This window comes from Arthrobacter sp. LjRoot14 (assembly GCF_964253905.1).
Lineage (GTDB): Bacteria > Actinomycetota > Actinomycetes > Actinomycetales > Micrococcaceae > Arthrobacter.
Genome location: NZ_CAXURL020000001.1, coordinates 667,749 through 685,509 on the forward strand (window position 1 = coordinate 667,749; position 17,761 = coordinate 685,509).

Annotated in this window: 17 protein-coding genes; 4 read left to right on the top strand and 13 right to left on the bottom strand. The window is 66.3% G+C overall.

Annotated features, from left to right (window positions below):
* Positions 1-135 precede the first annotated feature (135 nt).
* From ACSQ12_RS03180 to ACSQ12_RS03190, 3 genes are read right to left on the bottom strand one after another with little or no spacing between them, the layout of a single operon-like run.
* Positions 136-1,161 carry a TAXI family TRAP transporter solute-binding subunit gene (locus ACSQ12_RS03180; RefSeq protein WP_436064295.1) on the bottom strand — a complete coding sequence of 342 codons (1,026 nt, stop codon included), beginning with the start codon at positions 1,159-1,161 and terminating at the stop codon, positions 136-138.
* Complete coding sequence (locus ACSQ12_RS03185; protein ID WP_436064296.1) at positions 1,158-2,591, bottom strand: sensor histidine kinase; 1,434 nt, start codon at positions 2,589-2,591, stop codon at positions 1,158-1,160. Before ACSQ12_RS03185 ends, ACSQ12_RS03180 begins: the two co-directional genes overlap by 4 nt.
* The gene (locus ACSQ12_RS03190; RefSeq protein ID WP_436064297.1) at positions 2,588-3,256 is read right to left on the bottom strand and encodes a response regulator transcription factor; all 669 of its coding nucleotides are present in this window, start codon (positions 3,254-3,256) and stop codon (positions 2,588-2,590) included. The genes ACSQ12_RS03185 and ACSQ12_RS03190 overlap by 4 nt, the downstream gene beginning before the upstream one ends.
* A gap of 257 nt (positions 3,257-3,513) precedes the next feature.
* Between ACSQ12_RS03190 and ACSQ12_RS03195 the strand changes: the two genes are divergently transcribed.
* Together ACSQ12_RS03195 and ACSQ12_RS03200 are read left to right on the top strand one after the other, a co-directional pair.
* A complete protein-coding gene (locus ACSQ12_RS03195; RefSeq protein WP_436064298.1) occupies positions 3,514-4,908 on the top strand; it encodes an MFS transporter in 1,395 nt (464 codons plus the stop codon).
* A 295-nt stretch (positions 4,909-5,203) separates the two neighbouring features.
* On the top strand, positions 5,204-6,952 hold the full coding sequence (locus tag ACSQ12_RS03200) for a pyruvate dehydrogenase (RefSeq protein ID WP_436064299.1): 1,749 nt from the start codon (positions 5,204-5,206) through the stop codon (positions 6,950-6,952).
* Between the two features lie 53 nt (positions 6,953-7,005).
* On the opposite strand, the gene ACSQ12_RS03205 is transcribed toward ACSQ12_RS03200, so the two are convergent.
* Positions 7,006-7,395, bottom strand: coding sequence for an iron chaperone (locus ACSQ12_RS03205; RefSeq protein ID WP_436064300.1), 390 nt, complete (start codon positions 7,393-7,395; stop codon positions 7,006-7,008).
* Between the two features lie 245 nt (positions 7,396-7,640).
* On the opposite strand from ACSQ12_RS03205, the gene ACSQ12_RS03210 reads away from it, so the two are divergent.
* Positions 7,641-8,912, top strand: coding sequence for a serpin family protein (locus ACSQ12_RS03210; protein ID WP_436064301.1), 1,272 nt, complete (start codon positions 7,641-7,643; stop codon positions 8,910-8,912).
* Between the two features lie 154 nt (positions 8,913-9,066).
* On the opposite strand, the gene ACSQ12_RS03215 is transcribed toward ACSQ12_RS03210, so the two are convergent.
* From ACSQ12_RS03215 to ACSQ12_RS03230, 4 genes are all read right to left on the bottom strand, one after another.
* Entirely contained in the window at positions 9,067-9,909 is an 843-nt protein-coding gene (locus ACSQ12_RS03215; protein WP_436064302.1) for a hydroxymethylpyrimidine/phosphomethylpyrimidine kinase, read from the bottom strand.
* A 68-nt stretch (positions 9,910-9,977) separates the two neighbouring features.
* On the bottom strand, positions 9,978-10,409 hold the full coding sequence (locus ACSQ12_RS03220; RefSeq protein ID WP_436064303.1) for a hypothetical protein: 432 nt from the start codon (positions 10,407-10,409) through the stop codon (positions 9,978-9,980).
* On the bottom strand, positions 10,406-11,311 hold the full coding sequence (locus tag ACSQ12_RS03225) for a TIGR01777 family oxidoreductase (protein WP_436064304.1): 906 nt from the start codon (positions 11,309-11,311) through the stop codon (positions 10,406-10,408). The genes ACSQ12_RS03220 and ACSQ12_RS03225 overlap by 4 nt, the downstream gene beginning before the upstream one ends.
* A gap of 54 nt (positions 11,312-11,365) precedes the next feature.
* Positions 11,366-12,022 carry a TetR/AcrR family transcriptional regulator gene (locus ACSQ12_RS03230; protein ID WP_436064305.1) on the bottom strand — a complete coding sequence of 219 codons (657 nt, stop codon included), beginning with the start codon at positions 12,020-12,022 and terminating at the stop codon, positions 11,366-11,368.
* 246 nt (positions 12,023-12,268) lie between these two features.
* Here ACSQ12_RS03230 and ACSQ12_RS03235 point away from each other — a divergent pair, with 246 nt between their 5' ends.
* Positions 12,269-12,964 (top strand): queuosine precursor transporter, encoded by a 696-nt coding sequence (locus ACSQ12_RS03235; protein WP_436064306.1) that lies wholly within the window; start codon positions 12,269-12,271, stop codon positions 12,962-12,964.
* Positions 12,965-13,014: 50 nt separating this feature from the next.
* Here the strand turns inward: ACSQ12_RS03235 and ACSQ12_RS03240 are convergent, their stop codons facing one another.
* The 5 genes from ACSQ12_RS03240 to ACSQ12_RS03260 all read right to left on the bottom strand — a co-directional run bounded on the left by ACSQ12_RS03240 (position 13,015) and on the right by ACSQ12_RS03260 (position 17,737).
* Entirely contained in the window at positions 13,015-13,764 is a 750-nt protein-coding gene (locus ACSQ12_RS03240; RefSeq protein ID WP_436064307.1) for a dienelactone hydrolase family protein, read from the bottom strand.
* Positions 13,765-13,838: 74 nt separating this feature from the next.
* A complete protein-coding gene (gene tgt / locus ACSQ12_RS03245) occupies positions 13,839-15,146 on the bottom strand; it encodes a tRNA guanosine(34) transglycosylase Tgt (protein WP_436064308.1) in 1,308 nt (435 codons plus the stop codon).
* Between the two features lie 43 nt (positions 15,147-15,189).
* Positions 15,190-15,915, bottom strand: a complete 726-nt coding sequence (locus tag ACSQ12_RS03250; RefSeq protein ID WP_436064309.1) for an SRPBCC domain-containing protein — start codon at positions 15,913-15,915, stop codon at positions 15,190-15,192.
* Between the two features lie 112 nt (positions 15,916-16,027).
* Positions 16,028-17,089 (bottom strand): DUF6707 family protein, encoded by a 1,062-nt coding sequence (locus tag ACSQ12_RS03255; RefSeq protein ID WP_436064310.1) that lies wholly within the window; start codon positions 17,087-17,089, stop codon positions 16,028-16,030.
* Positions 17,090-17,197: 108 nt separating this feature from the next.
* Positions 17,198-17,737 carry an NUDIX hydrolase family protein gene (locus ACSQ12_RS03260; protein WP_364126480.1) on the bottom strand — a complete coding sequence of 180 codons (540 nt, stop codon included), beginning with the start codon at positions 17,735-17,737 and terminating at the stop codon, positions 17,198-17,200.
* Between the last annotated feature and the right edge of the window lie 24 nt (positions 17,738-17,761).

Here is a 17,761-nt window from a genome sequence, read left to right on the forward strand (position 1 = left end):
TCTCTCACTTCCTGCGGGTTTTTCTGAAACGCTCTCTCACTTCCTGCGGGTTTTTCCGAAACGCTCTCTCACTTCCTTGGCGATAGTGAGAGAGCGATTCGGCATGTGCTGCCGGAAGTGAGAGAGCGTCCTCCGTTACCCGTGCAGTTCCCGGTAGGCGGCAGCGGCTGCCGGGTGCAGCGGCAGGCCGGCCGTGTTGATCAGCGATTCCGGGCTCAGGAACTGGACCCCCAGGCTGGAACGGGGGATCAGTTCCTCGGCATGGTCCACCAGCAGTTCGACGGTTCTCTTCACCGTTCGCTCATCCAGGTCGCTGCGGCACAGGAGCAGATTCGCCACGCCCACGGCCCAGACAGCAGGGATGCCCTCGTAGGCGCCTGCCGGGATCAGCACCCGGTCGTAGAAAGCGCCGTACTTGCTCCGCAGCGCCGGCAGCAGCGGGGAGAGGTCCAGGAGTCCGAGTCCGACCTCATGGTGGGTGGCGGCAATGGCGGACGTGGGCACGCCGCCGGACCAGAACAGCGCGTCCACTGACCCGTTCTGCAGCGCCGCAAGCCCCGCATTGAGACCGAGGTTCATTACCGTGACCGTCTTTTCGACCCCGGCGGCGGGAGCATCGCCCACAGCCACGGAAGCCAGCCCGGCGGCCTCAAGCAGGCGCGGGGTAGTGAGTGACGTTCCTGAACCGGGCTCGCCCACAGCCACGGTCCTGCCGGCCAGTTCCGTGAGGTTACTGATGCCGCCGTCCTTCCGGACCACGCAGTGGACGTAGTTTTCGTACACTCTTCCGATGGCCGCGATTCCCACGTTCGACGGGCTGCCCGCCGGCATTTTCCGGGCTGCGGCATCCGCCAGCGCGACGGCGAACGTGGCCCGACCGCTCAGAAGCTGTTCCAGGTTGTCGAGGCTGCCACCGGTTGTCAGGGCTGAAGCACTGCCGGCCACGCCATGGCGCTGGATGGCGTCCGCCAGCAGCGTTGCAAATTCAAGATAGAAGCCTCCCGGCTCACCCCCGGCCACGGTCACGGTGCCTGGCTTATCATCGGCAGTGCAGGCGTTGAGGGCCGGGATGAGCAGTCCGGCTAGGCCGGCGGCCAGCCCGGCCTTGAGGGCCGCCCTCCGCGGCGGAAGGGTTCCGGCCAGGTCAGCCACGCCGGTCATGACAAGCCCTCCGGCCCCGGCAGGGCCATGGCGCGCGGAAACTCGATGCGCGCGGTCAGGCCGTGCGGCGAGGTTTCCGTCAGCAGCAGGCGGCCCCCGTTGGCTCCCGCCAGTTTGTCCACAATGGTCATGCCCAGGCCGTTGCCGCGGATCTCCCGGTGCTGCGGGGAGCGCCAAAACCGGCTGGTGGCGGCGGCCCGTTCCTCAGCGGAAAGCCCTGGGCCGGCGTCGGAGACCTCTACGGCAACCGCGTGCGGCCGTACACGGACGGCCACGGATATCCGGGCGCCGGCGGCGTATTTGATGGCGTTGTTGATCAGTTCCCCCACCATCTGTGCCAGTTCTGCGGCATTGCAGGCGATGTGCACCGCCGGGTCCGGCGGATCCTCCAGCAGGATCGATGAGCTGCTGCGCCGCGCCGCCGGTTCTGCCCGTTCGGTTTCTTCCTGCAGGACGGGGTACGGATCAATGACGGCACGGAACCCGCGCGAAGGAGTCCCGGGCGGACCTCCGGCAGAGTCTTCGAAGGCCCTGTGCTCGGCCGTCGCCAGCTTCAACACCCCGTCAAGGATCTCTTCCACACGTTCGAGTTCCGCCAGGACTCCGGCTGCCGCGTTGTGTTCCCGGGCTGTCTGCAGTTCAAGCTGCAGCAGGTCGATCCTCAGGCGCAGGGCGCCCACGGGATTGCGCAGCTGGTGGGAGGTGTCGGCAATCAACTGGCGCTGGGAATCGATGCTGTCGCTGACCGTCCGGGCCATCCTGGTAAAGGAACGGCTCAGTTCCCGAAGCTCCGGTGGCCCGTCCTCCGGGAGCTGCCCTGCCCGGCCTGTTGCCTCGAGCTCCGTCACCGCCGAATTCAGGCGGTGCACCGGGCGCAGCACCCATCGTGTCACCCGCGCCGCGCCGAGGAGGAGCACTGCGGCGAGGGCGGCCGCCGCCACTCCGACGAGGAGCCACCGTTCCCGGAGTTTCTGCCGGGCCGCATCCAGATTGACCTCCAGGACCGCCTCGCCAAGAACCTGGCTTGCGCTGCCGAAGGAGCGTGAGATCAGCTCGGAACCGGCTCCAAACGGCTGAATCGGACTGAGGGTGGTGTCGCTAAGGTTCAGCTTTGCCCGGGCAACAGCATCGCGGACGTCCGCCCTGTCCTCGGTCAGGCCGCCTGAGTGCAGGGTGCCCTGCTGGAGGCGGATCAGTACCCCCTCACCGTACAGTTCCGAGTACCTGTCCATCTCTGCCTGCAGTTGGATGGATTCACCGTCGTTCGCGGCGTCGAACGCCACCTGCGCGAGCCTGTTGAGCGCAGCCGCCCGGTTGATCTGGAGCTCCTGGGTGAGCTCCCGGCTGGCCGAAGTCAGGAGGGCGGTGGAGGCGAAGATGACGATGAGGACGGACAGCACACTCAGGATTCCGAGGACACGCAGCTTCACGCGGGATTCGCCTCAACCCGATAGCCCACTCCGCGCACGTTGATGATGAAACCGGGGAGCTGGAGCTTTGCCCGGAGACCCGTCAGATGCACGTCGAGGGAACGCGAGGACGCCAGGAAGGCGTCCCCCCACAGTGCATCCAGGATCTGCTCCCGGGTGACCACCGATCCTGCGTGGCCGGCCAGGAGTGCGAGCAGGTCGAATTCAGTGGCGGTCAGAGGCAGGACCCTGGGACCGACCGCGGCGACGCGGCGTTCGAGGTCCACCTCAAGTTCCCCCAGCACGATGCTCCGCTGCCTGCTGTCCTTTGCGCGGCCTGCACGCCTTGTCACGGCTTCGATGCGGGCCAGCAGTTCAACCAGTTTCACCGGCTTGACGAGGTAGTCATCGGCTCCCGACCGCAGGCCAAGGACCACGCTGCGCTCGTCGTCGCGGGCGGTGAGGATCAGGATGGGGACCGGGGTGACCTGGCGGAGCTTCCGGAGCACGTCGAGGCCGTCCATGTCCGGAAGTCCCAGGTCCAGGAGGATGACCTCGAACCGGCGGTGCTCAAGGAGCGCGTCAGCCCCGCGGGCAACCCGGAAGGCCGTGTGTCCGGCGGAAACCACCGCCGCATCGAGGGCGGACGCCATCGCGTCGTCGTCCTCGACGATGAGCACATCCATTGCCTGGTCCTGTTCGTTGACGGGGCATCTTCGATCTGCCCGCTGTGGAGATTATCCCTTGTACCAGCGAAACCTAAGGAAGTGTTAGGAATTCCCCCTCCACGTTGGTTGTGGGTTGGATCACCAATAGCTTGGATGGGTCCTCGGCTTTCGGAGGACCGTCAATGTCGAGGAGGAACCATGAGCAATGTTGCCATGGACAGCACAGAAGTAGGCCCGGAACGGTTCCCGGGAGCACAGTCAAGCGAGGTTCAGCGATGAGCACCCAGCAAGCCGAAATCCGGAGTGAGTCAGCCCAGACCCGCCGCGCCGTGAGCAACATCCTCAAAGGCTCGGCCGGCAACCTGGTGGAGTGGTACGACCTCTACGTCTACACAGTCTTTGCCGCCTACTTCCAGTCCCACTTCTTCAACTCCAAGGACGAGCTGCAGGCCGGCCTGGAAGCGATGGCGGTGTTCTCGACGTCGTTCCTGATGCGCCCCATTGGCGCCTGGTTCTTCGGCCGTTACGCGGACCGCAAGGGCCGCAAGGCCGCGCTGACGCTCAGCGTCACGCTGATGTCCGCGGGCTCCTTCGCGATCGCGCTTCTGCCCACAACGCAGCAGGTCGGCGTCTGGGCACTCGTGCTGCTGATCCTCATCCGCCTGGTCCAGGGCTTCTCCGTGGGCGGCGAATACGGCACCAGCGCCACGTACATGTCCGAGGCCGCCACGTCCAAGCGCCGCGGTTTCTTCTCCAGCTTCCAGTACGTCACCCTGATCGGCGGCCAGATGATGGCCCTGCTGGTCCTCGTCATCCTGCAGAACGTCATGCCCAAGGGCGACCTGACGGAGTGGGGCTGGCGTATCCCGTTCGCCATCGGGGGCGTAGCTGCCCTGGTGGTCCTGTGGCTGCGGCGCTCGATGGAGGAAACCGTCTCGGCGGAGCAAGTCGAAGCTGCCAAGATTCCGGCTGTTGCGGGTGTGGCACAGCCTGGCACCATGAAGCTGCTGTTCACGCAGTACTGGAAGCCGCTGCTCATCTGCATCGGCGTCACCCTCGGCGGCACGGTGGCGTTCTACACCTACACCAACTTCATCCTGAAGTTCATGAACGATACGTCCGGTATCGCGAAGACCGACACCTCGGTCATCAACTTCTGGGCATTGTTCATCTTCATGCTGCTGCAGCCCGTCTACGGCATCATCTCGGACAAGGTGGGCCGCAAGCCGCTGCTGCTGTGGTTCGGCATCACCGGTGTCCTGTTCACCTGGCCGCTGCTCTCCACCCTGGCCGGCACCAAGGACCCGTTCACCGCGTTCCTGCTCATGATGGGCGGCCTGCTGATCGTCGGCGGCTACACCTCGATCAACGCCCTGGTGAAGGCGGAGCTGTTCCCCGCGTCCATCCGCGCGCTCGGCGTCGGGCTGGGCTACGCGATCGCCAACTCGCTCTTCGGCGGAACCGTCCCGCTGATCGGCGCCGCGTTTCAGAAGGCCGAGCGGGTGGACCTGTTCTTCACCTACGTCACCGTGGCCATCGCCATCTCGCTCGTGGTGTACATCTTCGCGCTCAGGAACAAGAAGGCCACGCACCTGGACCGCGAACAGGGCCACGCCTGGTCCCAGAACCGCGCGGATGACAGCAAGGACAAGGACCTCCTCAACGTCTGATCCGCTTGGAGTGAAAGTACGACGGCGGGTGCCCACCCGCCGTCGCCCCCTCACCGCCCCAGGACGCTCTCTCAGATCCTGTGGCAAATCCCGGGACGCTCTCTCACTTTCTTCGGGAAAGTGAGAGAGCGTGCCGGGATTTCTTGCATTTAGTGAGAGAGCGTTCGGCCGGGAGAGGCCCGGGGCGGGCGGGCCGCCGTCGTCGTCCTCGTCCAAAACCTGGGAGGCGCCCCAAGGCGGGCCGACTATATTGGCCCTGTCAGCTCATCAAACCTGATCGCGGGAGTGTGCACTCATGGCCAAGGAACTCGCCAGCCAGCTCATTGAACAACTCCAGGCTGCCGGTGTGCAGCGAATCTACGGCATCGTGGGCGACAGCCTCAACCCGATTGTCGACGCCGTCCGCAAGACGGGCGGCTCCGGGCAAGGCGGCATCGACTGGATCCACGTCCGGCACGAGGAAGCAGCCGCCTTCGCCGCTGCAGCGGAAGCACAGCTGACCGGAAAGCTCGCCGTTTGTGCCGGCTCGTGCGGACCCGGCAACCTGCACCTGATCAACGGCCTGTACGATGCCAACCGCTCGGGCGCGCCGGTGCTGGCCATCGCCTCGCACATTCCGAGCAAGCAGATCGGCAGCGGCTACTTCCAGGAAACCCATCCGGACCGGCTCTTCAATGAATGCTCGGTGTACTCGGAACTCGTCAGCACGGCAGAGCAGGCACCGCGCGTGATGCACAGCGCCATCCAGCACGCCGTCGGGCTCGGGGGAGTCGCCGTCGTGACCCTTCCCGGCGATATCGCCGGCCTGGAGGCGACCGGCGGAACGCCGCTGCCCGCGACGTTCCGGCGCGCCACGCTCACTCCGGATGCCGCCAGCGTCCGGGAGCTTGCCGATGCCATCAACGCGGCGGAGAAGGTCGCCATCTTTGCCGGCGCGGGAACGCAGGGCGCCCACGATGAAGTGGTGGCCCTCGCGGAACTCATCGGCGCCCCGATCGGCCACTCGCTGCGGGGTAAGGACTTCATGCAGTACGACAACCCGTACGACATCGGCATGACGGGCCTGCTCGGTTACGGCGCCGCGGCGGAGGGCATCGAGGACGCAGACCTGCTGATCCTGCTCGGCACCGACTTTCCGTACGACCAGTTCCTTCCCGGCACCCGGACCGCCCAGGTGGACAGCGCCGCGCACAAGCTGGGGAGAAGGACCGACGTCGACATCGCCGTCCATGGCGACGTGCTGCCCACGCTCTCGGCGCTCATGCCCTTGCTTGCGCGGAAGAAGAGCCGCCGGTTCCTCAACCAGATGCTCAAGAAGCACGACCGGCTCATGAACAAGGCCGTGGGCGCCTACACCCGCAAGGTGGAAAAGAAACAGCCCATCCACCCGGAGTACGCGGCCTCGATCCTGGACCAGGTGGCCGCGGAGAACGCCATTTTCACCGCGGACACGGGCATGTGCAATGTCTGGACGGCGCGCTACATCAACCCGCTGGGTACGCGCAGGCTGATCGGATCCTACCTGCACGGCTCCATGGCCAACGCCCTGCCGCAGGCGATCGGCGCGCAGCTGGCCTATCCCGGCCGACAGGTCATTTCGGTGTCCGGTGACGGCGGCCTGTCCATGCTGCTGGGCGAACTCGTCACCGTTGCGGCACACCGGCTGCCGGTGAACGTGGTGGTCTTCAACAACTCCACGCTGGGCATGGTCAAACTTGAGATGCTCGTGGACGGGCTTCCCGATTTCGGCGTTGACGTTCCCGACGCCGATTACGCCGCCGTCGCCCGCGCGCTTGGCTTCCACGCTGTTCGCGTGACCGATCCTGCCCGGATCGAGGACGCCTACCGGGAGGCCTTCGCCCACCCCGGACCGTCCTTGGTGGAGCTCATCACGGATCCGAAGGCGCTGTCGATCCCGCCGAAAATCACCGGCTCGCAGGTCCTTGGCTTCGCGACCGCCATGTCGAAGGTGGTGCTGAACCGCGGCGCCGGCGAGGCCGTGAGCATGGCCCGGAGCAACCTGCGCAACATCCCGCGGCGGTAGGTGCCCGACGACGGTTCACCGGGCCAGGCGGTTTCCGTCGCTTCCGGCGACGGCTACCGCCCGCCGTCGTGCGTGTCCGACGGCGGCTGGGAGCCGTGGCGCCCGGCGGCAAGCAGGGCCGCTGTCTTTTCGATGAGTTCGTACGGGACCGGCTTGCCCAGGGGGAATTTCAGTGTTCCCCGGGCTGCCCGGTACGGCGCTATCGCAGCTTCGAAGGCCTCGTCGCCGGCCGGGACGGGGTACACGGAAATATGGTGTGCCCAGCCCGCGAAGTAGACCACGTATTTGCCGTTCAAAGTGATGCTGGGGATGCCGTAGCTGATCGTCTCGCCGGACTCCGGGACGGCCTCATGGCACCTGCGCCGGATTTCCTGAAGTGCGCCCTGTACCTCGGCCGGAAACGACGCAATGTACTCGTCAACGTTGTCGAAATGCTGTGCCATTCACCGCTCCTTCGTCATCTCACGAGGGTACGCCGGTGCCCGCAGTGAGAGAGCGTTGCTGAAAACGTTGCGAAAAGTGGGAGAGCGTCGCCGTGCGAGACCAAAACGACGGCAAACCGTAACCCTGCGGGCATCGTTCTGCGGCGGGCAGGCTGGTTGACTGAAAGAGGCAGGACGAGTTCGGCAGAAGCCGGCTTGCCAAGGGGCCTGCACGGCCCGTCCAAGGGGCAGTCCAAGGGGGAAACATGAAAACGTACCGCGTGGCCCGGCTGGCGACGGCAGGTGCCCTGGTGGCGCTCACCGCATGTTCGGCGTCCTCTCCGGAGCTCCTGAAGGCCGACGGCGTGGATCGGGTTTCGGTGGACGGCGCAGCGTATGCCGCTGAACTGCGCTCCTTCCGGGCCTCCGCTTTCGGGCTCGGCGGAGCCCTGCTGGCCGACGGCGGCGACGGCTCCAAAGGCAACGTGGTGTCCTCGCCCGGGAGCCTGCTGATTGCCCTCGCCATGCTCCGCGCCGGGGCATCCGGCGAGACGGCCGCTGAGATGGACAGCGTCTTGATGCTTCCCGCGGAACATCGCGACGAAGCCATGAACGCGCTGCTCAGCTCACTCGGGAAGTTCGACGGCGACCCCGGCTCCGTGGATGAGGACAACCCGCCGCGGAAGCCCGTGATGCACGCCGCCAACGGCCTGTTTGTGGACAAGGGGGTCCCCACAGGGAAGCCCTTCCTGGACACACTGGCCCGGCACTATGGAACCGGCGTCTATCCCGTGGATTTCAGCAACGAAGGTGCAACGAAGCCGGCCATCGATGCCTGGGTGAACAGGAACACGGGTGGCCGGATCAAGGAGGCCCCCGCAAAGTACGATCGCGACAATACGTTCAGCCTGCTCAACTCCCTGTACTTCGCGTCCGCCTGGAGCGTGCCGTTTGATCCGAACGACACCTCGGACCTGCCCTTCACGACGGCCGCCGGCGAGAAGATCGACGCCCTGGCAATGCACAACGAGCTGGAGATGAAATACGCGCAAGGGGCTGGCTGGCAGGGCGTGGACCTGCCTTACGCCGACGGTTTCGTCATGCGGCTGGTCCTTCCGGACGCAGGCGCGGACACCGCATTCGGTGCTGAGGAGCTCACGGACATCGCGGACACGCTGGACAGCGCACCGCTGGAGACCGTGCAGATCCAGCTGCCCCGCTGGGACCACAAATGCAGTTTCGACCTGGTGAAGGTCTTCGAATCACTCGGGCTACGGAAGACCCTCACCACCACGGAGGATTTCAACAACATTCAGCCCAGGATGATGATCACCCAGGCCGCCCAGGCTGCCAACATCACGGTCGCGGAAAAGGGCACGGTTGCCGCGGCTGTCACGCAAATCAACGGTGCTGTCACCAGTGCGCCGCCGCAGCCTGAACGGGCCATCACGTTCGACCGGCCGTTCCACTATGAGATTGTGCACGTCGAAACCGGGCTGCCGCTCTTCATGGGGACGGTGGCCGACCCCCGTTCCTAGGCGGACGCTCTCTCAGATCCTGCCGCTTACAACAGGACGCTCTCTCACTTTCTTGAGGAAAGTGAGAGAGCGTCGTGGATTTTCGCGGCAGAAGTGAGAGAGCGTCCTGGATTTTCGCGCCAGAAGTGAGAGAGCGTCGTGAGCGCGGGCGGGGTTAGCGCGGGCCGCCCTGCCAGAGGGCGTCGAACGGGGCGCCCGAGGCCACGCGGTTGTGGATCCCGGCCGTCACAAAAGCCTTCGCCGTGCGGGCAGCCTCAAGCGGGGTGGCGCCCTTGGCCAGCTCGGCGGTCACTGCGGCGGCAAGGGAACAGCCGGCACCGGACACGGCTACTTCGCCCACCTTGGGGGCGGAGAGGATTTCCAGGATGTCGCCGTCGTAAAAGACGTCGACGGCGTCGGGCCCGGCCAGGCGCACGCCGCCCTTGGCCAGCACTGCGGCTCCGCTCAGCTCATGGATGCGGATGGCTGCCGCTTTGAGGGATTCGACGTCGGTGATTTCCAGGCCGGACAGCGACTCGGCTTCGAAATGGTTGGGCGTGACAAAGGTGGCCAGCGGCAGGATCTGTGCCTTCAGTGCCTCGTCCGTGTCCAGCGCGTGGCCCGGTTCCTGGCCCTTGCAGATCAGCACCGGGTCCAGCACCACGTTGGCAAACCCGCCGGCAGCCAGCGCGGACGCCACGGTCGAAATCGTGGCGGGGCTGCCCAGCATGCCGATCTTTACGGTGTCCAGCACGGAAGGTGCGCCGGACGCGGCGCCGTACGCCGACGTCGTCGCCTCCAGCTGGTCCGCGATAACCTGCTGGTCCACCGGTACAAAACGGTGGTTCCAGTTGTCGTTCGGGTTGAAGGAAACGATGCAGGTCAGGTTGGCGATGCCAAAGACACCCAGTTCCTGGAACGTCTTCAGGTCAGCCTGTGCACCGGCACCGCCCGTCGCCTCGGAACCGGCAATGGTCAGGGCGACGGCGGGATACGTGTCAACAGCAACAGAAGTCATCCACCCATACTGCCACCGCGCCTAAAAACACCGCATTGTGCGTATGACCAATATGACTGAACGGCTGGCTACGGGACGTCGGGTGCGTGTGCCGGCGACCCGCCGTCGTCGGACTGCCGGGCAAGCTTCCAAACAGCAAGGCGGCCCACCGCAGCCGACGTTCCCATCGCAGCGGCTGTGAACAAGTCCGGCGGAGAGTTGAACCCTCCAAAAGGCATGCCCAGGGCAAGGCCCAGGATGCCGAAGGCAGCGACATGCAGCCACTGCCTTGCGACCGGCCGCATCAGCAGGCCCAGGGGCAGGGCCAGGCCCCAGCCGACGACTACCGCGGGGATGGCACCGACGAACAGGGCCATTACCGCGAACCAGACGCCGGACACCGCACCGGAATTGAGCAGATGCACACGTGCGCCGAGAACCAGGCAGAACGTCACATGCGTCACGAGGATGCCGAGCCACACCGCGCCGGCGCCAAGCCCCACACGCCGCGGCCGGCTCATGCCCGGCGCCCGGTGATGTCCTGCAGTGCCCTGCCCAGCTCGGCGTGCCGGAAGATGAAGCCGGCGTCCAGCAGTTTCCGCGGCTGGACCCAGCGGCTTTTGAGGACCAGTTCGGTCTCGGTGCGGATCATCACGGCGCCGAGCTCCAGCAGCCAGCCGGGCGTGGGCAGGCCGAACGGGACGCCATGGGCCCGGCGTACCAGGCGCATCAGCTCCCGGTTGTCCACGACGTCGGGCGAAGCCACATTCACCGGCCCCGTGAGGTCGGTCCGCTGGTGTACAAACAACGCGCTGCGGTAGAGGTCCTCCACATGGACCCAGCTGAACTTCTGGCTGCCGCCGCCCATGTGCCCGCCGAGGCCGACCCTGGCGAGAGCCGCGAAAGGCCGCATCACCCCGCCTCCCGGACCGAGCACGATGGAGATCCGGAGCGGGACCCTGCGCGTGAGGGGCGTTTCGGCGGCGGCCAGGGCGGACTCCCAGGCCCGGGCGACCTCAACGGAGAACCCGTGACCCAGCTCGCCGTCGTGCTCCGACTGGGGTGAGTCTTCCGCGTGGCGGTAGATCGTGCCGGTGCTGGCGTTGAGCCAGGTCGCCGGGGGAGCGGAACAGCGGGCCACCGCGCGGCCAAGTTCCGCCGTCGTGGACACCCGGGAGTCCAGGATTTGCGCCTTGTTCCGTTGGCTGTAGCGGCAGTCCACCGAACGTCCGGCGAGGTTCACCAGCAGTTCGGCACCGTCAAGTGCCCGGGTGAGTCCGTCGTCGTCGCCCCAGCGGACTGTGTCAGCGCCGGTGCGGCCGACGGTGCGCACCTGCCAGCCGTCCTGTTCGAAGCGCGTCCGGAAATAGCCGCCGATGAAGCCGGATGCGCCGGCCAGGACCACGGTCTTTCTGTTGTTCATGATTCCCCCCAATGATCGTTGCTGGCTCTGGTTGCCGCCGTTGTTGGTGCCCGGCTAGTCCCGGACGCTGCGGCTCAGGCTGAGGACATCGTCCAGGACCTTGCTGACGCCGGGGATCCTCGCGAGGGAAAGCCCGCGTGCAATCAGCGGCGCCACGCCGTCGACCAGCTTCCGGGTGCGGCGCCGGTCCGCCGACGTGTCGTAGACCCAGAAGAGCGCCACACCCATGTAGCCGAGCCACAGCAGTTCCGGAAGGTCCGCGCGGAATTTCCTCGGAACCGCCGGGCTTGCACCCTCCACGATGTCCCGGAAGATGGCCAGCGAGGCGTCACGGGCGGCCGTGGACTCGCCGGAGAACGGGTTAACGGGCGACGTCGGCCGGATGGCCGTGGCAATGAATTCGGCGCCGAAGCGGTGGTACGGCTCCATCACGTCGAGTCCGGCGTGCAGCGTCGCCTTGAGCCTGCCGCTGAGGTCCTTGATTCCCTCGACGGCTTCGGCAGCCTTCGCCGCGTGCTCGGCCTGGACCTGGACGTAGAGCTCCTGGACCAGTTCGTCCTTGGATGCGAAGTAGTAATAGGCGTTCCCCACGGACACTCCGGCCTCGGTGGCGATGGCGCGCATGGTGGTCTTCTCGAAGCCGTCCTCGCGGAACATGCGCAGGGCCACGTCCGCCACCAACTGCCGGGTCTGCTCGCTCTTGCTTGCCATGGGTTAACCGTCTTTCATTTTTTGAACGTGTTCAAGAAGTGTGACACGAAAACTGAACGTGTTCAAATGCGCTGCCGAATGCGCAAAAGTCGCACCTCGCCCACCCGGTGGTGCGACAATGGAACACGGTTCCGGCGGCAGGGCGCTGCGGGAACCCCTCCCAGTGCTAATACAGCCGGCCGCCGCGGCGGATCTCCTCCGCAACTTTCCCGGGCAGCCGCGCGAACCACTCCGAACGGATCACCCATGACTTCCGCCAAGACTTTCCCCGCCTCCGCGGCGCCGAAATTCGCCTCGATCGGTTCCCCCTATTTCGGCATCCTGCTGGCCGTCATGGCGGTGGTGCTGCTCCTGTCCAACATCGGGGCATCAAAGGGCGTGGCGATCGGCCCGATCATCACCGACGGCGGCTTCTTCCTCTTTCCGCTGGCCTACATCCTGGGCGACGTCATCAGCGAGGTCTACGGGTTCAAGGTGGCGCGCAAGGCAATCGTCACCACGTTTGCCCTGTCGGTGTTCGCCTCCGCCTGTTACTGGGTGATCATTGCGCTGCCCGGCTTCGACGACGAGTTCGGTGCCTCCAAGCAGGCCGCACTTGAGGGCGCGCTGGGGCCGGTTCCGCAGATCGTCCTGGCTTCGCTGCTGGCGTTCCTGGCCGGCCAGACCATCAACTCCTGGATCCTGGTGAAGATGAAGGCCCGCACGGGCGAGAAATCCCTGTGGGCGCGGATCATGGGCTCCTCAGTGGCCGGCGAGTTCGTGGACACGCTCATCTTCTGCAGCATTGCGGCGTCCGTCATCGGCATCACCGACGCCGGAAGCTTCGTGAACTACGTGCTGGTGGGCTTCCTCTACAAGACCCTGGTGGAGTTCCTCTTTGTGCCCGTGACCGCGTCAGCCATCGGCTGGATCAAGAAGCGCGAACCGAGCTACGGCGCGTAGGCCCCGAAGCCGCCAGCCCCGAAGCCGCCAGCCCCGCTAGCGCCAGCGGCTCAGCCCTTGAGCGTTGAGCCGAGGAGGGCCTCCAGTTCGCGGAAGTGCCGTTCCGTGGCCTCGGCGTGGAATGCAGAGGTGTCGGCCATCGAATAGCCGTGGGATGCCCCGGGGTAGATCTCGTTCGTAGCCTCGAGGCCCGCGGCGTCGAGCGCCCCGCCCAGGCGCGCGACGGCGTCGGCATCCATGCTCTGATCATGGTCGGCGTGGCCGAACACGAACCGGGCCGTGGCGTTGCCGAGTCCCAGGTGGGGACTGTCGGGGGCATCGGTGGCAAGTCCGCCGCCGTGGAAGCCCGCGCATGCTGCGACCACCTCAGGATGGGCAGTGGCTGTGCGCACCGCGAGCCGGGCGCCCATGCAGTAGCCGAACGTGCCGATCGGGCCCGGTTCGACGCCGTCGAGGGTGCGCAGCGCAGCAACCCACGCGTCAATGTCCGGCTGCGCCTTGTCGGTGGTGAGGCGTCCGACCCGCGGGAACGCTGCCTTGCCGGCAGCAGCCCGGCCTTCCGGGGTGGTCATGTCCGTGTGCGGTTCGATATCTGCGGCCGTCCCTTCGCGGTAGAAGGTGTTCGGCGCCAGGACCACGTAGCCCCAGTCGGCGATGCGCTGAGCCATCTCCTGGATGCGGGGACGCAGGCCGAAGGCGTCCATGTAAAGGATGACACCCGGCCAGGGGCCCGTGCCGTTGGAGGGGCGGGCGACAAGGGCCTCTGCAGTTCCGTCTGCGGCTGGGATCTCGATGAGCATTCGGTCAGGATATCGGAGGGCGACGGCGGCAGGGCGCCTTTGGGGCGCCCCGCCCCCTGCGTCCTGCGTCCCGCCTAGGAGTAGTAGCGCCCCAGGGTCTCGGCCTTGAAGTCGAAGAAGTTGCCGGCCTCGATGGCGAGCCGGGCGTCGTCCACCATCTTCACCACGAAGCGTTCGTTGTGGATCGAGATCAGCGTGGCGGAGACCATTTCCTTGGCCTTGAACAGGTGGTGGATGTAGGCCCGGGAGTAGTTCAGGCAGGCGTAGCAGTCGCAGCCTTCCTGCAGCGGGCCGAAGTCGCGCTTGTACTTGGCGCCGGAGAGGTTGAACCGTCCCTCCGGGTGGTAGAACGCCGAGTTCCGGGCCACGCGTGTGGGGGAGACACAGTCGAAGGTGTCCGCGCCGTTCTCGATCGCGGTGAAGATGTCGTCCGGCTCGGAAATGCCGAGCAGGTGCCGGGGCTTGTTTTCCGGCAGCTCCTCGTTGCACCAGCGCACGATCGTGCCCAGGTTTTCCTTCTCCAGAGCCCCGCCGATGCCGAAGCCGTCGAAGTTCATCGCGCCGAGGTCGCGGCAGGCCTTGCGGCGCAGGTCCTCGTACTGGGCGCCCTGGATCACACCGAACAGCGCCTGGTACGGCTTCCCTACCCGCTCGGAGGTCAGCCGGAAGTGCTCGGTGATGCAGCGTTCGGCCCAGCGCCGGGTGCGTTCCAGCGACTCCTCCTGGTAGCCGCGGGAATTCTGCAGCGTGGTGAGCTCATCGAAGGCGAACATGATGTCCGCGCCGATCTGGTGCTGGACGTTCATGGAGATCTCGGGGCTGAAGCGGTGCCGGTCGCCGTTGAGGTGGCTCTTGAACCACACGCCTTCCTCATCCACGTGCGCCAGGCGTTCCTTACCCGGCGCGACGGCATCGTCGGGACCAGAGGAGTCAACAGACTTCATGTCGATGACCTTCTTGAACCCCGAGCCCAGGCTCATCACCTGGAAGCCGCCGGAGTCCGTGAACGTGGGCCCGTGCCAGTTCATGAAGGCTCCCAGGCCGCCGGCTTCATCCAGGATGTCCGCGCCGGGCTGCAGGTACAGGTGGTAGGCGTTGGCCAGCACGGCCTGCGCGCCGAGTTCGGCGACGGACTCCGGCAACACTGATTTCACCGTGGCCTTGGTGCCGACGGCGATGAACGCCGGCGTCTGGATCTCGCCGTGCGGGGTGCTGATGGTGCCGGTTCGGCCCAGGAACTCTCCGCCGTTGGCCGCCACCTGCTCCGGTGTCGGTGAGCACGTCTCGCTCAGCCGTTTGCCCACGGTGAAGGAAAACTCGGACTGCAGGGCTGCGGCACCCGGCTCGAGAGGCGGGAGTGATGGTTCAGTATTGGCTGGCACGGTTCAAGTGTGCCAGCTTGGCACCGGGAAACTTAGCCGGCGGTCAGTGCACGGGGTCCGATGTGGGATAGTTCTCAGCCCGCCAGCTGTCCCAGCTGTTGCGGATTTCCTCCAGCCGGTGGGCGCCGAGGTCGTAGGTGGACACGATCACCATGGACCCGCCGTCGGGCCTTATTTCGGCAATGGGCGGCTGGTCGGCCACGACCAGCAGGCCGTCGCCGTGCTCGGCGTAACTGTGCACGGTGAGCCCCACCTGGTGGTTGGTCCGGTACCAGACCTTGCCGGAGACCTCCTCCCCGGTCGCAAGGGTCAGCGAGTACGGCTCACCCGGCCTGGGGACGTCCCCCAGTCCCAGCTTGTCGATGGCCGAACCGTCCCCGCCCGGAACCGAGAAGAATGCCGTGCGGCGTTTGCCGTGCGGGTGGTGTTCCAGTGCGAAACGGAGCTGCTGGAGGAACGTCAGCCAACTTTGGGTGATGTCCTCGTCCCAGGCGGCCCACTCGGAATTGTGGTCCAGGGCGGCCCGGGTCACGCTCACTTCGGTGCCGGCGGGGACGGGTTTCAGGGTGAACTCGTCCCCGCCGTCCACGGTCAGGCTGGTGTGGTCCGGGGCTTCCACCACGGTGTCCTTGAAGTAGATCTCGTTGATCTCGGCGGCCAGGTCGTCGGCCTCCCAGCCGTGCCACTGGGCAACTTTGGCCGGTTCACGCAGCATTGTCCAAACCTGCTGCGCATCGGAGTTGATCACAACGCTCAGATTGTTCGTCATGGGGCGAATCTACAACTCCCGGCGCCGCCCGGGTAGGGCCTAACGGGAACGGGAACGGGAACGGGAACGGGAATGGGAACGGGAACTGGCCAACGGCCAGGGCCAACGGGCCTCAGGCCCGCACGGACTCCAGCTCGTTGCCAATCCGGCGTTCCAGTTCCTTCAGCCCGATGGTTTCGGAGCCCCCGTGCGCCCGCAGGAACATCAGGGCCTCCAGGCGCAGCAGCCGCCATTCGCGTTCGGCGTCCGGGTTCGAGTTGTCGATGGCCCGGAAGATTTCCTTGTCATACAGATTCGGTTCGTTCAGGGAGCGCTGGCGGACCTTTGCATTCATCCGGGCCTTGAACGGGTCGGTTTCCATCGCGTCCGGGGCGCGGAGGAGCTTCTCATACACCTCAGCGCGTTCCTCCTGCCCGGTCTGCCGGCAGATGTAGCTGGAGAGGGCCAGTGCCGCCTCCACGGACGTCCAGCGGCCCGGGTTGCCGTCAAAGGGCAGCACGTTGAGTAGGTCTGCGACGGCAAGGGCGCCGTCGGCATCCTTGAGTGCGACGAAAAGTTCGTGGGCGAGGTCGTTGAGGTCCTTGAGGCAGCTTCCGGACTTGGTGTTGATGCCCTTGGCCAGGCGGTCGCTTAGCAGCATCACGCCCATCGCATCGGGGTGGGCGGAGGCAACCGCCTCCACCACCGACTCGGGCGTTCCCGCGGGCTCCGGGATCAGCGCCAGCTCTTCCTCGCTCGGGCCGGCCGCCGCGGCGGCTGCAGCCGGTGTGGTGGCGGGAAGGGGAGGTACGACGACGGCGGGAGCCGCCGGGGCGGCAGCCTCTGCCCGGGCGGCGGGGGACTCAACCAGCTGAAGAGGGGTGTCGGCGTCGGGCTCTTCGGAAACTGCCGTCTCTTCGCCGCCGGCGTTGGCTGCGGCGTCGCCGGGGGCGGTAGCTTCCATGCCCGTGCCGGCGCCCGCCACCAGGACTGTGGAGCCGGCCGCGATGCGCAGGATCCCGCCTCCCGTGAGCGTTGCGAGGACTACGGCCGGGGTGCCGAAGTCGTCGTCCTCAACGAGTACGCTCTGGACTTCGGCGGACCGTTCGCCGTCGGGCAGGAGCAGCAGGTGGCCGGTCTGCAGAGAGCCAGCCTGGAGCTCGTTGTAGTGCTGGGCGGCTGGGCGGTGGGTCATCGGGAGTCCTTAAGTTCTCTTGCGGTCCGCCCTACAGTCTACAAAGGAGCCCGCCCGAATCCGGGGACGCCCGGGTTCCTTCGAGCGTCCCCGCTCTAGCCGCGGAGCTTAGCTGCCGACGCCCGCGAACGCGAGTGCCTGCCGGACCAGTACCCCGCGGCCGCCGCTGAATTCCAGCTGCACGTCCGGGCTCAGGACCTCTTCGGGGGTCATCCAGGTGAGCTCGAGTGCGTCCTGCCGGGGCTCGCATTCACCGGTGACCGGAATGATGTAAGCGAGCGAGACGGCATGCTGGCGGTCGTCCGTGAACCCCGTGTGGGACGGTGCCGGGAAGTACTCGGCCACCGTGAACGGCACCGGGCTGATGGGCAGCTGCGGGAACGCCAGCGGGCCGAGGTCCTTCTCCATGTGACGCAGCAGGGCCGCGCGGATGGTTTCGCGGTAGAGGACGCGGCCGGACACGAGGGAGCGGACCATGGTGCCGTCCTCGTCGGCCTGCAGCAGCGTGCCCACTTCGTTCACGAACCCCAGCGGATCAAGGCGGACGGGTACGGCTTCCACGTAAACCATGGGAAGCCGGCCCCTGGCTTCGAAGAGGTCCTCATCGGACAGCCAGCCGGGATTCGGGTCAGGAGTGCGCACGTTCATGCTTAAGTTCTACCCCATCCCTGC